10 protein-coding genes are annotated in these 13,698 nt (G+C 69.1%); 3 read left to right on the top strand and 7 right to left on the bottom strand.

The window, feature by feature from the left end; genetic code table 11:
- The 3 genes from X803_RS18660 to nirB all read right to left on the bottom strand — a co-directional run.
- A partial coding sequence (locus X803_RS18660; protein WP_253907416.1) for a uroporphyrinogen-III synthase occupies nucleotides 1–595 on the bottom strand: 595 nt, incomplete at its 3' end.
- Nucleotides 596–708: 113 nt separating this feature from the next.
- Complete coding sequence (gene cobA / locus X803_RS0108030; RefSeq protein ID WP_035778280.1) at nucleotides 709–1,812, bottom strand: uroporphyrinogen-III C-methyltransferase; 1,104 nt, start codon at nucleotides 1,810–1,812, stop codon at nucleotides 709–711.
- Nucleotides 1,809–4,436 carry a nitrite reductase large subunit NirB gene (nirB, locus tag X803_RS18655; protein ID WP_035778278.1) on the bottom strand — a complete coding sequence of 876 codons (2,628 nt, stop codon included), beginning with the start codon at nucleotides 4,434–4,436 and terminating at the stop codon, nucleotides 1,809–1,811. The genes cobA and nirB overlap by 4 nt, the downstream gene beginning before the upstream one ends.
- Nucleotides 4,437–4,699: 263 nt before the next feature.
- Here nirB and nirD point away from each other — a divergent pair, with 263 nt between their 5' ends.
- On the top strand, nucleotides 4,700–5,077 hold the full coding sequence (nirD, locus tag X803_RS0108020; RefSeq protein ID WP_026544735.1) for a nitrite reductase small subunit NirD: 378 nt from the start codon (nucleotides 4,700–4,702) through the stop codon (nucleotides 5,075–5,077).
- On the opposite strand, the gene X803_RS0108015 is transcribed toward nirD, so the two are convergent.
- Complete coding sequence (locus X803_RS0108015) at nucleotides 5,074–6,777, bottom strand: phospho-sugar mutase (protein WP_035778276.1); 1,704 nt, start codon at nucleotides 6,775–6,777, stop codon at nucleotides 5,074–5,076. The genes nirD and X803_RS0108015 overlap by 4 nt on opposite strands.
- A gap of 2 nt (nucleotides 6,778–6,779) precedes the next feature.
- Nucleotides 6,780–7,592, bottom strand: a complete 813-nt coding sequence (locus tag X803_RS0108010; RefSeq protein WP_035778274.1) for a purine-nucleoside phosphorylase — start codon at nucleotides 7,590–7,592, stop codon at nucleotides 6,780–6,782.
- An 84-nt stretch (nucleotides 7,593–7,676) separates the two neighbouring features.
- On the opposite strand from X803_RS0108010, the gene X803_RS0108005 reads away from it, so the two are divergent.
- Complete coding sequence (locus tag X803_RS0108005; RefSeq protein WP_026544732.1) at nucleotides 7,677–9,074, top strand: NAD(P)H-quinone dehydrogenase; 1,398 nt, start codon at nucleotides 7,677–7,679, stop codon at nucleotides 9,072–9,074.
- A 260-nt stretch (nucleotides 9,075–9,334) separates the two neighbouring features.
- A complete protein-coding gene (locus X803_RS0108000; RefSeq protein ID WP_162149212.1) occupies nucleotides 9,335–10,123 on the top strand; it encodes an endonuclease domain-containing protein in 789 nt (262 codons plus the stop codon).
- Nucleotides 10,124–10,272: 149 nt separating this feature from the next.
- Here X803_RS0108000 and X803_RS0107995 read toward each other — a convergent pair whose 3' ends face one another.
- The gene (locus tag X803_RS0107995) at nucleotides 10,273–11,859 is read right to left on the bottom strand and encodes an FAD-dependent oxidoreductase (RefSeq protein ID WP_026544730.1); all 1,587 of its coding nucleotides are present in this window, start codon (nucleotides 11,857–11,859) and stop codon (nucleotides 10,273–10,275) included.
- A partial coding sequence (locus tag X803_RS18650; RefSeq protein ID WP_051470581.1) for a molybdopterin oxidoreductase family protein occupies nucleotides 11,856–13,698 on the bottom strand: 1,843 nt, incomplete at its 5' end. The genes X803_RS0107995 and X803_RS18650, both read right to left, overlap by 4 nt.

Here is a 13,698-nt window from a genome sequence, read left to right as displayed (position 1 = left end):
GAGGAAGCTGATCGGAGCCGGCGGGCTTGACCCAGCGGTACGGCGTCGCGGTCAGGACGGAGGCGCCGGCCTGCCGCAACCGGTCCAGCTGACGGTAATCGGTATAGCCGTGGAGCTGGACCGCGACGGTCTTTCCCCGCAGGTCGAGCCCGAGCATCATGTTCACCAAAGACGCCGTGGTCTCATCGTGGCTGATCCCGACATCCGTCAGCCCGGCCGCTCGCACGGCTCCGCGGGCCTTGGGTCCGCGCACGTAGATCTTCGACGTCCCGAGCACGTCCAGCAGTGCGTCGCCCACCCCCGCGGCATCCGCAGCCTCGGACCAGCGCCGCAGCCCGTATGCGGTGGTGACCACGGCGTAGTCCGGCCGGGCTGCGATGATCCTGCGGGTGTCCTCGATCAGCGGCAGGTCAGCGGCAACGGGGGCGATCTTCAGCGCCGGCGCGTGCAGCACCGTGGCGCCGCGCCGCTCGAGGGCGTCAATCAGGTCACCCGAGCGGCGGTCCGAGGTCACCCCGATCCGGAATCCGGCCAGCGATCCGTCAGCCGAAGCCGCCGAAACCGCCGAAGCGTCGGTACCCACCGGCGCGGTCACGGGCGCCGCCGTCACGACGCCACCATCGGATGCGCCAGCGCCTGTCACCCGCGCCGACACCGTCATGACGCCACCATCGGAGGCGCCAGCACCTGACACCGGCGCCGACACCGTCACGACGCCACCATCGGATGCGTCAGGACCTGCTCAAGCGTGCTGGAAAAATCCCGGTGCTGGCGGACCACCTCACCGATCACGACGACGGCGGGAGACGTGCAGCGCGCCAGGCCGGCAGCGGTCACGGCTTCCCCGAGGTTCGTCACGGTGGTCCGCTGATCGGGGCTGTACCCCTTCTCCACGATCGCGACGGGCACGCTGGACGCCAGCCCCGCCCGGCGCAGGCCGGACGTCAACTGCGGAAGCGTGCCGATTCCCATCAGCACCACGATAGTGCCGCCGAGCTTCACCAGCGCCTCAAGCTCCTGCTCCGTGAGCGGTTGATGACCTGAGATGACGGTGAACGCGTGGGCCACCCCCCGGTACGTTACCGGGATGCCCGCAGCGGCCGGCACGGCGATGGAGCTGCTGATGCCAGGCACCGTAGTGACCGGGATGCCCTCGGCGGCGCAGGTGTTGACCTCCTCCCCGCCGCGGCCGAACACAAACGGATCGCCGCCCTTCAACCGGACCACATGGCGTCCCTCGCGGGCCTTCGCGACCATCAGCTTCTCGATGTCCGTCTGGCTCACGGGGTGGTGCCCGGGCGTCTTTCCGACATCGATCAGTTCCGCGCCCGGCGCCAGCTGCGCCAGTGTCCGGTACGGTCCCAGCCGGTCATAAAGTACGACGTCGGCCTCCCGCAGCGCCTGCTTTGCCCGCACCGTGAGAAGGTCCTCCACACCCGGACCGCCGCCGATCAGGGTGACCCGGCCGCCCCCCGTGGCGGGTTCCTCCGACGAGGTGAGGATCCGGCGCTCGCGGCACGCCTCGCGCAGGAGTGCCCAGCTGTCGCCGCTGACCGGACCGCCGTCGTCGTGCCTGATGAGAGTGCCATCTGTGAAAGGGCCGTCTGTGGACGGGCCGTCCACCACCACGGCGAGGCTCACGGCGTCCAGCAGCCGGGGGTGGAACTGCTCCGGCGTCGCAATGCGGCGGACGGTCGCGCCGCCGGCGCTGTAGCGGCGGACCGTGCGGCGGGAGGCCGCCGTCGTGCCTGCAATGAGGACGGTCAGTCCGGCGCAGTCGAGGGTGGTTGCGGTGCCAACTGAGGTGGTCATTCTGCGGCCTCCAGATCCTTCGCCATGCCCGGCCGGACGGGGATGCCCGCGCCGAGCAACACCGGACCGGTACCTGCCTGCGCGGCGGCGCGTTCCTCCTCGGTGGCCGGGCGGATCTGGCCGCGCTCGGGAACGTTGGCGATCCAGTCGTCCTTCTCGTGCGGTGCGTTGACAAAGGAGCGGAACCGGCGCAGCCGCTCGGGGTCCTTCAGGGTGGCGGCCCACTCGTCCTCGTAGTTGTCGATGTGACGGGCCATCGCTGACTCAAGGTCTTCGGCGATGCCGAGGGAGTCGTTGATGATGACGTCCTCAACGTGCTTCAGGCCGCCGTCGAGCTCTGCCTGCCAGGCCGCGGTGCGCTGCAGCCGGTCGGCGGTGCGGATGTAGTACATGAGGTAGCGGTCGATGTAGCGGATGAGGGTGTCGTCGTCGAGATCCTTGGCGAGCAGCTGCGCGTGGGCAGGCGTCGCGCCGCCGTTGCCGCCGACGTACAGGTTCCAGCCGTCCGAGGTGGCGATGATGCCGACGTCCTTCCCGCGGGCCTCGGCGCACTCGCGGGCACAGCCGGAGACGCCGAACTTCAGCTTGTGCGGGCTGCGCAGGCCGCGGTAGCGCAGCTCCAGGTTGATGGCCATGGCCACCGAGTCCTGGACGCCGAACCGGCACCACGTGGACCCGACGCAGGACTTCACGGTGCGCAGGCTCTTGCCGTAGGCCTGGCCGGACTCGAAGCCGGCCTCGACGAGGATCTTCCAGATCTCGGGAAGCTCCTCCAGCCGGGCGCCGAACATGTCGATGCGCTGGCCGCCGGTGATCTTGGTGTACAGATTGAAGTCCTGCGCCACCTTCGCGATCACGCCCAACTTCTCCGGGGTGATCTCGCCGCCGGGGATACGCGGCACCACCGAGTAGGTGCCGTTCTTCTGCATGTTGGCCAGCGCGCGGTCGTTGGTGTCCTGCAGGATGCCGCGGCCGCCGTCGAGCACGTACTCGGCGCGCTGCGAGGCGAGGATGGAGGCGATGACGGGCTTGCAGATGTCGCAGCCCAGCACCCCGGCCTCGGGGACGCCGAAGCGTTCGATGATGCCCTCGAAACTGTCGAGCTCCAGGACCCGGACCGCCTCGAAGAGTTCGGGGCGGGACATGGTGATGTGCTCGCAGAGGGCCTTGGAGACCTCGATGCCGCTCTTCTTCAGCTCGCCCTCGAGGAGCTTCTTGAGCATCGGCACGCAGGAGCCGCAGCCGGTGCCGGCCTTGGTGCAGCCCTTCAGCGGGCTGAGCTCGCGGACCGGCTCGGAACCCTCGCAGGTGCCGCAGCCGTTGACGGCGTCGCGGATGGAACCGGCGGAGACGTTGTTGCAGGAGCAGAGGATGGCGTCGTCGGGCAGCTCGGTGTCGGGCGCCTCGCCGCCGCCGGCCGCGGACAGGTACGCGCCGGGCTCGGCGCTCAGTTCGCGGCCCAGGAGCGGCCGGAGTGCGGTGTACGGGGAGGCGTCGCCGACGAAGATGCCGCCGAGGAGGGTCTTGGCATCATCGGTGACCACGAGCTTCTGGTAGAGGCCGCGGGCCGGGTCAGCGTAGACGATCTCGAGGCTGTGCTCGGTCTTCGCGAAGGCGTCGCCGAAGCTGGCCACCTCCACGCCGGAGAGCTTGAGCTTGGTGGCGGTGTCGAAGCCGGGGAAGGTGGCGGTGCCGCCGTGCAGCCGGTCCGCAACAATCTCGGCCATGGTGTTCGCCGGCGCCACGAGGCCGAGGCACATGCCCTCGAAGCAGGCGACCTCGCCGATGGCCCAGATGCTCGGATCCTCGGTGGCGCAGGCGTCGTCGATGACCACGCCGCCGCGCGGGCCCATGGTCATTCCGGCGTCGCGGGGGAGCTCGTCCCGGGCCCGGACGCCGATCGCGACCACCACCAGGTCGGCCGGGATGCGGCGTCCGTCGGCCATGTCCACGCCGGTCATCCGGCCGTCCTCCACCACAAACTCGGAGGGGAAGACGCCGCCGTGGACTGTAAGCCCCTTGGCGGTGATGAGCCGGTCAAGTGCCTGCCCGGCGCCCTCGTCCAGCTGGGTGTTCATGAGCCACGGTGCACCGTTGATGACCGCCGCCTTCGCGCCGAGGGACTGCATGCCGCCGGCCGCTTCGAGGCCCAGCAGGCCGCCGCCGATGACGACGGCGTCAATAGTGCGCCCATGCTCTTCCGTCAGGCGGGTGACTTCCGCGCGGAGGGTGCGGACGTCGTCGACCGTTCGGTAGACATGCGCGGCATCCATGCCCGGGAAGGGAAGGCGGGCGGCGTTGGAGCCGGTGGCCAGGACCAGCTGGTCGTAGGAGTGGATCTCGCCGGCCTCGGTGGTGACCGTGCGGGCTTCCCGGTCCAGGGAGACGGCGCGGGACCCGGTGGCCAGCGTGATCGCGGGGTGGTCCCACATGGTTGGCTCGCCGAGGGTGAGGTCGACGTCGTCGAGCAGTGCCTGGCTGAGCGCAACCCGGTCATACGGCAGCCAGGTCTCCTCGGTGAGGACGGTGACGGTGAAGCCGTCCAGGCCGCGGGCCGCCATCGCTTCGACGAAGCGGTGGGCAGCCGGGCCGCCGCCGACGACGAGGATCTTTTGCGTATTCATAAGGGACACCTTTCGCGCTGGGAGTAGTTCTCCGCACTCTGGTATCGAGCGTACGGACGCCCAGTTGCCCGGTGATTTCCCTTATGTAAACGAAGATTAACTTCACACTCACCCCCGGCCGGACCCTCGGTGAGGTGCGTTTTACGCGCCCGCAACACTTCGGGCGGGAAGGTGTAACGCGGTGTTCGTAGCGTCGAGTGCAGGCAACCATCCCGGTCCAACCACTCAGTTCCGACCACAAGTTCCAACCAAAGGGGACACGCATGACTCTGCAACTCGATTACGCACCCGCCCAGGACGTACCTGCCGCACGGCTCGACGGTGCCTGGTATCCGATCTGCCGCCTGGCGGACCTCGAGCTCTGCTGGGGCGAGGCCGCGCTCATCCATGGACGGCAGGTTGCGCTGTTCCGGGTGGACTCATCGACGGTGTTCGCGGTCTCCCACCGGGACCCGGTCAGCGGATCCCAGGTGATGGCGCGCGGCATCGTGGGCTCCCGGGGGCAGCGGTTCACCATCACCTCGCCTCTCCACAAGGAGGTCTACTTCCTGGATTCCGGCGAGCCCGTGTCGGGAATTGGGACGGCTCTGCGCAGCTTCCCCACGCGGGTTATCGACGGGAAAGTGGAGGTGCTCGTCTAGAGCCCGAGCGCTTCCTCAACATCGCGGATCACGGCGTCAAGCCTGGTCCGCGCTGTTGTTTTCGCCTCCGTCAGTTCGGCGGCGGAATCGACGGGTTCGATGACCTCGAGGTAACACTTGAGCTTGGGCTCGGTGCCGCTGGGACGGATGATCACCCGCGTGTCATCCCGGGTGACATAGAGCAGCCCGTCCGTGGGCGGCAGGCTGGTGCCCTCCGCCAGATCCTCGGCGATCACCACATCGGAACCCGCAAACGACGACGGCGGTGCCTCACGCAGGCGGTTCATCATCGCTCCCAGCAGCCCCAGGCTGCCTACCCGCACCGAGAGCTGGTCGCTGGCGTGCAGCCCGTGCATGAGTGCCAGTTCATCGAGCAGGTCAAAGAGGGTCTTCCCCTCGGCCTTGCAGGCGGCGGCGAGCTCGGCCAACAGCAGGGCGGCGGACAGTCCGTCCTTGTCACGCACGAGGTTGGGCGCTACGCAGTAACCCAGCGCTTCCTCGTAGCCGTAGGTGAGATCCGGGACGCGGGAGATCCACTTGAACCCGGTGAGCGTCTGGACATGGGTGATCCCGGACGCCTCGGCGATCCGGCCGAGCAGCCGGGACGAGACCACCGAGTTGGCGAATACCGCGTCATGTTTCTCGTCCTCGCCCAGCCGTGCGGCGAGATGCAGGCCGAGAAGGGCGCCGGTCTCGTCACCGCGCAGCATCCGCCACTCGCCGGTCGCGGGGTCCTTGGCGGCGGCAGCCATGCGGTCGGCGTCGGGGTCGTTGGCCAGGACCAGGTCAGCGTCCAGGTCAGCCGCCGCTGCCAGTGCGAGGTCCAGCGCGCCCGGTTCCTCCGGGTTGGGGAACTCCACCGTGGGGAAGGCCGGGTCCGGTTCGGCCTGTTCCTTCACTACCTGCACCGTGTCGAACCCGGCCGAGGCCAGAACCTGCTGCGCGGTGCGCCCGCCGACGCCGTGCAGCGGCGTCAGCACAATCGAGAGGTCCCGGGCGGGGTAGGCGTCGCGGTCGGCGAGGGCGGTGACCGAGGCGACGTAGTCGGTCTCGATGCTCTCGGGCAGGACGTTCCAGCCGGACTCGGCGAGCCGAACCCCGGTGACCGCAGCGATCTGCTCGGCGATCTGCGCATCATGCGGGGCGACAATTTGCACGCCGCGGGCATTGTCCTCCACCGCGCGGCCGCCCAGGTACACCTTGTACCCGTTGTCCTCGGGCGGGTTGTGGCTTGCCGTCACCATGACCCCGACCTCGCACTCCAGTGCGCGGACCGCATATGCGAGCACCGGCGTCGGAAGTTTACTGGGCATCAGGAAGGTCTGCAGGCCCGCCGCAGTGAAGATGGCGGCGGTTTCCTCCGCGAAGATACGCGAATTGCGGCGCGCATCGAAGCCGACGACGGCGCGCGGCGCGTAGGCGCCGTCCGCCAGGTTGAGCGCGTGGGCAGCCAGGCCGGCCGCGGCACTCCTCACCACCACCCGGTTCATGCGGTTGGGGCCGGGGCCCAGCGCGGCACGCAGGCCGGCCGTCCCGAAAACCAGCGGACCGCTGAAGGCGTCCTCAAGCTGCTGCAGGGCAGCGGCCTGGCCGGCGTCGTCGTCGTTCATTGCGCGTGTGAGGAGGTCTTCCAGCTCCGCGCGGGTCTCGGAATCCGGATCCTGGGCGGCCCATTCGCGGGCCCGGGTGAAGAGGTCCATGGTCAGAGCCTGCCGATGATGTCGGCGAGGAGCCGGGAGATGCGCGGTCCTGCGGCCTGTCCGGCTTCCAGGACTTCGGCGTGGCTGAGGGGAACCGGGCTGATTCCCGCGGCCAGGTTGGTGACAAGGGACATGCCGAAGACCTCCATGCCGGCGTGGCGGGCGGCGATTGCCTCGAGTGCGGTGGACATGCCGACGAGGTCCGCACCGATCCGCTTTGCGTACTGTACCTCGGCCGGCGTCTCATAGTGCGGGCCGGTGAACTGGGCGTAGACGCCCTCGTCGAGGCTGGGATCCACCTCGCGGGCGAGCTTCCTGAGCCGCGCGGAGTAGAGGTCGGTGAGGTCCACGAAGGTGGCGCCCTCCAGCGGCGACGCAGCCGTGAGGTTGATGTGGTCGCTGATGAGGACCGGGGTGCCGGGCGCCCACTGTTCCTGCAAACCGCCGCAGCCGTTGGTGAGGACCAGTGTCTTTGCGCCCGCGGCGGCGGCGGTGCGGACACCGTGGACGACTGCGCGGACGCCGCGGCCCTCGTAGTAGTGGGTGCGCGCGCCGAGCACGAGGGCGCGTTTGCCGGAGGGGGTGAGGATGGACCGGACGGTGCCGACATGGCCCTCGACCGCGGGGGCCGCGAATCCCGGGATGTCCGGTGCCTGCAGGGTGGCGGTGGTCTCGCCGATCAGTTCAGCGGCTTCACCCCAGCCGGAACCCAGGACCAGCGCGATGTCGTGGGACGCCACGGACGTCTTCTGTGCAATGTAGTCCGCTGCGGCGCGGGCAAGGGCAAACGGGTCCGTCGGGGATTCGTCAATCACCCGGTCCAACCTACCGGCAGTATGCCCTGTGTTCCACCTGATCGGCGTTTGAGGGGTGGTGTCGGATAGGACAGAATGGCAGGTGTGACGAGTCAACTGGATTTCAGCGCCCTCCGCATCGCGATTCTCGGGGGAGGTCCGGGCGGCTATGAGGCCGCCATGGTGGCCGCTTCGCTGGGGGCCACGGTCACCATTGTGGAGCGGAACGGGCTCGGCGGCTCCGCAGTGCTCACCGACGTCGTGCCTTCCAAGACGCTGATCGCCACCGCGGACACCATGGCGCGCGTGGCGAACGCCCACAATCTCGGCGTGAAGTTCGCGGACTCCTCGGCCGCGTACGCCGACTTCACGCAGGTGAACCAGCGGCTGCTGGACCTCGCGGTGGACCAGTCGAAGGACATTACATCGGCGCTGGAGCGGGCCGGAGTCACCATCATCATCGGTTCGGGGAAGTTGCTGGACGATCACCGGCTTGAGGTCGAGACGGACTCCGGGACCAGCATCATCGAGGCGGACGCCATCCTACTGGCCGTCGGCGCGCACCCGCGGGAACTTCCGAGCGCCGTCCCGGACGGTGAGCGGATCTTCAACTGGAAGCAGGTGTACAACCTCACGGAGGTGCCCGAGCACCTGATCGTGATCGGCTCGGGTGTGACGGGTGCGGAGTTCGCGTCGGCGTACCACGGGCTTGGTGCGGATGTGACCCTGGTTTCCAGCCGTGACCGCGTGCTGCCCGGCGAGGACGCCGACGCCGCCGAGGTGCTGGAGAACGTCTTCCGGTCCAGCGGCATGACCGTGCTGTCGAAGTCCCGGGCCGCAGGAGTGGAGCGCCGCGGCGACGGCGTACGGGTGACCCTTTCCGACGGGCGGACCGTGGACGGGAGCCACTGCCTCGTTGCGGTCGGCGCCATTCCGAGTACGGCCGGCATCGGGCTGGAGGAAGCCGGCGTGGCACTCACCGAGTCCGGGCACATCAAGGTGGACGGCGTTTCCCGCACCACGTCGCCGAACGTGTACGCGGCCGGCGACTGCACGGGCGTCCTTGCGCTCGCGTCGGTGGCCGCCATGCAGGGCCGGATCGCGATGGCGCACCTGCTGGGGGACACCGTGACGCCGCTGAAGCTCAAGCAGGTCGCCTCGAACATCTTCACGGCGCCGGAGATTGCGTCGGTGGGTGTGTCGGAGGCCGACGTCGAGTCCGGCAAATACCAGGGCGACGTCTTCAAGCTCTCCCTCAGCACCAACGCGCGGGCCAAGATGATGAACGTCAAGGACGGCTTCGTTAAGATCATCGCGCGCAAGGGTTCGGGGACGGTGATCGGCGGCGTGGTGGTAGCCCCGCGTGCGTCCGAGCTCATCTTCCCGCTGGCGCTCGCCGTCACCAAGAAGCTCCACGTGGACGACGTCGCCAACACGTTCACGGTGTACCCGTCGCTGACCGGGTCCATCTCGGAGGCCGCGCGGCGCCTGCACGTGCACTAGCTTCTCGTTTGCGACCCCGCGGGCCAGATTCCCCAGGTTCTTGTGGCGTCGTTGTCCATCCCTCGGCGTGTCGGGGCGCGACACGCACTTTGCTGGCCAGTACCTGGGGAATATGGTCCGGGTGCACGGCGAACGCCCCTCCACAAGCCGTGAGAAACCCTCGGGTTGTGCACATAACGCGATAGCCCCTGCTCCATCCGCCAAGTCTCGGTTGGACTTGGCGGGTGGAAGTGGTGGAGGTACTTCGTGGAGTGGGTGCGGTGGCACGTACCCAGGTGCTCCGGGAACGAGGGCTTAGCAAGCGGCAGATCGCCAACTCGGTGGCCCGCGGAGAGGTTCTTCGTCTTCGTGCGGGTGTCCTGGCGCTGCCGGGAGCCCCGGAAGATTTCTCCGCGGCAGTGTTGAACAACGGGTTGCTGACTTGCGCCTCAGCCGCAGGACGCTATGGGCTCTGGCTGCTGAACCCGCCGACGCGGCCGCACCTCAGTTGCCTGCATGGCCACGGCCGGGATTACACGAATCACCGCCAACGCACCGTCCCCGCACATGAATACCTGCCGCTCCTCGGGATTCCTGATGTGCTGGTTCACGCGCTTCAGTGCCTTCCTCCCGTGGAAGCGGCCGTCGTGGTGGAGTGTTCCCTCCGGCGTGGAGACACTGTGAGACCATTCCTGTTCGAGCGCTTGGGCGGAGACCGCAATGGGCGGGCACGTGCCGCTCTGAACCTGGTGACAGGATGCGCCGAGTCCGCCATCGAGGTTGTTGCCCGGATACTCTTCAGGAGCGCCGGCTTCCACGTTGAGACCCAGGTCCCCATCCCCGGCGTGGGCCGGGTGGACTTTCTGCTCGAAGGCTTTGTGGTCGTTGAGGTAGACGGCGCCGCGTACCACTCCGACCGTCGGGCACTCCGCAGGGACCTGCAGCGCAACAACGCGGCGATCATCGGGGGATACCTCGTGCTGCGGTACAGCTATGAGGACATCATGTTCAATCAGGAAGCCGTCCTGGAGCAGGTGAGCGCTGTGCTTTCGGGGCGGGTCATCCGATGAAAGGTGGGCCGGATTCCCCGGGTTCTTATGGCGTCGTTGTTCATTCCCCGGCGTGTCGGCAGACGACACGCCGTTTGGCTCGCAGTACCCGGGGGAAGTGGCCCGCTTGCCTGCACATGTCCGCCTGCGCCAGGCCCAGGCACCCGGCACTACACCGAGGCGGGGTGGTGCTCGAAGTGCTGCTCGATGATCGCGCGGATATCCGAATGGCAGCCGCCGCAGCCGGTACCCGCCCTCGTGGACGCAGACACCTCCGCCACACTCGAACAGCCGACGACGGCGGCCTGCTCGATGCTGCCCCGGCTCACCCCCGCGCACCGGCAGACAATGCCCGCCGGGTCGGCAGCCAACGACGACGGCGCCGCCGCCGCTTCCGCGCCGTCCAGTCGCAGCAGGGCCGACCGGTCCGCAGGCAGCACCGCACCGCTCTCGAACAGGAGCACCAGTTCCGCAGCGGCCCGGGGGAGACCCACGCACACCAAGCCCTGCAGCACCCCGCCGCGCGTGACCATCTTCGCGTAGCTGCCCTGCTGCGGATCGGCCCACAGCGCGACGGCGGTGCCGTCCTCCTGCGCGGCCCATGGGTCCGCGGACACGTCGCCGGCCACCACCGCGTCCAGCCCGCGCGCCTTCAGCATCAGGACCGGCGGCAGGGCAGCCTCCACATAGCGCGCACCTGTGGAGGAGAAGTCAGAACCCAGCGGCTCGACAGACCCGGACGGCCCGGCAGCGTCGGCACCCAGCGACCCCGCGAAAGCCTCCGCCAGCCACTCGGCCTGCTTCCACCCCGGTCCGATCAGCCCGGACGGAGCAGTGTTCCCCTGGCAGTCGGCGCACCCGACAGACGTGCAGCGCACCTCGGCGCAGTCGCCGATCGCGTAGATGTGCTCGTCGTGGTGCGCCTGCAGGGAGTGGCCCACGAGGATCCCGGTATCCACCGGCAGCCCCGCACCCTCGGCCAGCTCAACCCGCGGCCGCACGCCGCAGGAGAGCACCAGCAGGTCTCCGGACACCAGCCGGCCGTCGTCGAGCCGCAGGGCCGTGAAGGCACCGCCGTCGGAGTGCTCAAGCGCCACGGCCTTTGCTCCGGACACCAGCCGCACGCCCTGCGAACGGAGCGCCGAGGCGAGCACCCGGCCGCCGCCGTCGTCAATGCTGCGGGCCAGCGGGTAGTCGCCATGGTGAACCACGGTCACCCGCGCGCCCTCCTCGGCGGCGGCCAATGCCGCCTCCAGCCCGAGGATGCCGCCGCCCAGGATCACCACGTCGCCGCGGCGCTCGACGACGGAACGCAGCGAACGTGCATCCGCCAGGTCACGCAACGTCGTCACGCCGGCAGGAAGCGTAGGGTGCAGCGGATCGGGGTTCAGTCCGGCAAGGTAAGGGATCACGGGACGCGCGCCGGTGCACAGGACCAGCCTGTCGTACGGGCGGACGGTGCCGTCGTCGAGCTGGACCTGGCTCCGCGCACGGTCGATCCGCCGCACCCCCGAACCCAGCAGCACCTCGGCGCCGAGGGAGGCGAGGCGCGCGGGGTCGCTGAGCGCAATCGACGAGGGCGAGGTCCGCCCCACCCCGACGTCGGCCACCAGCACCCGGTTGTAGGCGGCCTCCGGCTCCGACCCGATAACGGTCAGCTGCACCGCACCGGAGGCCAGCGAAGGCTCCAGCACGTCGATGAACCGGGCCGCAACCGGACCAAAGCCCACCACCACAACACGTTCGGAAGAAGTCATACAGCCACCGCCTCGATCTCTGCGGTCCGGTGCACGCGCACCGACACCCGCGTGGTCTTGAATTCGGGCATCCCGGACACAGGATCCGTCTCGGACGAGGTCAGCACATTCGCGTTGCCCGCCCCGGGGAAGTGGAAGGACAGGAACACCGTGTCGGGCCGGATGGCACCCGACAGCTCAGCCCGGGCAGAAACCGATCCCCGTTCATTGCTGATCTCCACCTCGGCGCCGTCGGCGATACCCAGACCGGCGGCCGTCACCGGATGAATCTGCAGCACCTGCCCGCTGCTGGTCGCCAGGAGGTCGCCCACCCGCCGAGTCTGGCTCCCGGACTGGTAATGCTCCAGCAACCGGCCGGTGGCCAGCGCGAGCCTGCCATCGGAAGGAACAGAAACCGACGACGACGGCGCCACCGGATGCAGCACCGCCCTCCCGTCGGGATGGGCGAAGCGGTCGAGGAACAACCGCGGCGTCCCGCTGCTGCCTGCCGGGTACGGCCAATAGGCGCCTGCACCGCGGCCGGGCATTTCCCGATCGAGCATCGCGTAATCCACGCCGGAGTAGTCCGCGAGGCCGCCCGCGCTCGCGGCCCGAAGCTCGGTGAACACTGTTTCGGGGTCGTCAGAGAACGACGACGGCGCCTCGAGCAGCTCCGCCAGCCGCGCCATGATCCACAGTTCACTGCGCGCGCCGGGGGGAGGGGTCACCGCTGCGCGGCGGCGGAGGATGCGACCCTCGAGGTTGGTCATGGTGCCTTCCTCCTCCGCCCACTGCAGCACCGGAAGCACGAGGTCCGCTTCGGCGGCGGTCTCAGAGAGGAAGAAGTCGCACACCACCAGGAAATCGAGCGCGCGCAGTCCCTCCAGCACAGTTGACGCGTTCGGAGCGGAAACCACCACGTTGGCTCCGTGCACAAAGAGGCAGCGCACGCCGCCCGGCCGGCCCAGCGAGGCCAGAAGCTCGACGGCGGGAACACCGGGACCGGGAATGAGAGACTCCGGCACGCCCCAGACACCGGCGACATGTGCCCGGGCCGCGGGGTCGGTGATCTTGCGGTAGCCGGGTAGCTGGTCCGCTTTCTGCCCGTGTTCCCGCCCGCCCTGGCCGTTCCCCTGGCCGGTAAGGGTGCCGTAGCCGCTGCCGGGCGTCCCGGGCAGCCCGAGGAGGAGCGCCAGGTTGATGGCGGCGGTCGCGGTGTCCGTGCCGTTGGCGTGCTGCTCGACGCCGCGTCCGGTGAGGATGTAGGTGCCGCCGGGTTCGGCCAGGCGGTGTGCGGTTTCCCGGATGAGCTGCGCGGGCACGCCCGTGAGCGCCTGGACACGCTCCGGCCACCACGGGGTCACGCTCCGGGCAATGGCGTCATATCCGCGGGTCCGGTTCTCCACGTAGGCCCGGTCCGCGAGGCCGTCCATGATCACCACGTGGGTGATCCCGAGCAGCAGCGCCAGGTCCGTCTTCGGGAGAGGCTGCAGGTGCCGGCCGCGGCCCTCGGACGTGAGCTCGGCGGTGGCGGAGCGGCGCGGGTCGACGACGATCAGGCCGCCGGCGTCCCGCGTGCCCTGCAGGTGCTGGACAAACGGCGGCATGGTGTCCGCGGTGTTTGAGCCCAGCATGAGGATGGTGCGCGCCGAGCCGAGGTCCGCCAGCGGGAACGGCAGGCCCCGGTCCACCCCGAACGCGCGGTTCCCTGCAGCTGCCGCCGAGGACATGCAGAACCGCCCGTTGTAGTCGATCCGGGACGTGCCGAGGGCAAGGCGGGCGAATTTCCCCAGCAGGTAGGCCTTCTCATTGGTGAGACCGCCGCCGCCGAACACTCCCACCGCTTCCGCCCCGTACCGG

The sequence above is a fragment of the Arthrobacter sp. 35/47 genome, assembly GCF_000520475.1.
Classification (GTDB): Bacteria; Actinomycetota; Actinomycetes; order Actinomycetales; family Micrococcaceae; genus Arthrobacter_D; species Arthrobacter_D subterraneus.
Note: the sequence above shows the minus strand (reverse complement) of the source record. Positions and strands in the feature narration are given on the sequence as shown.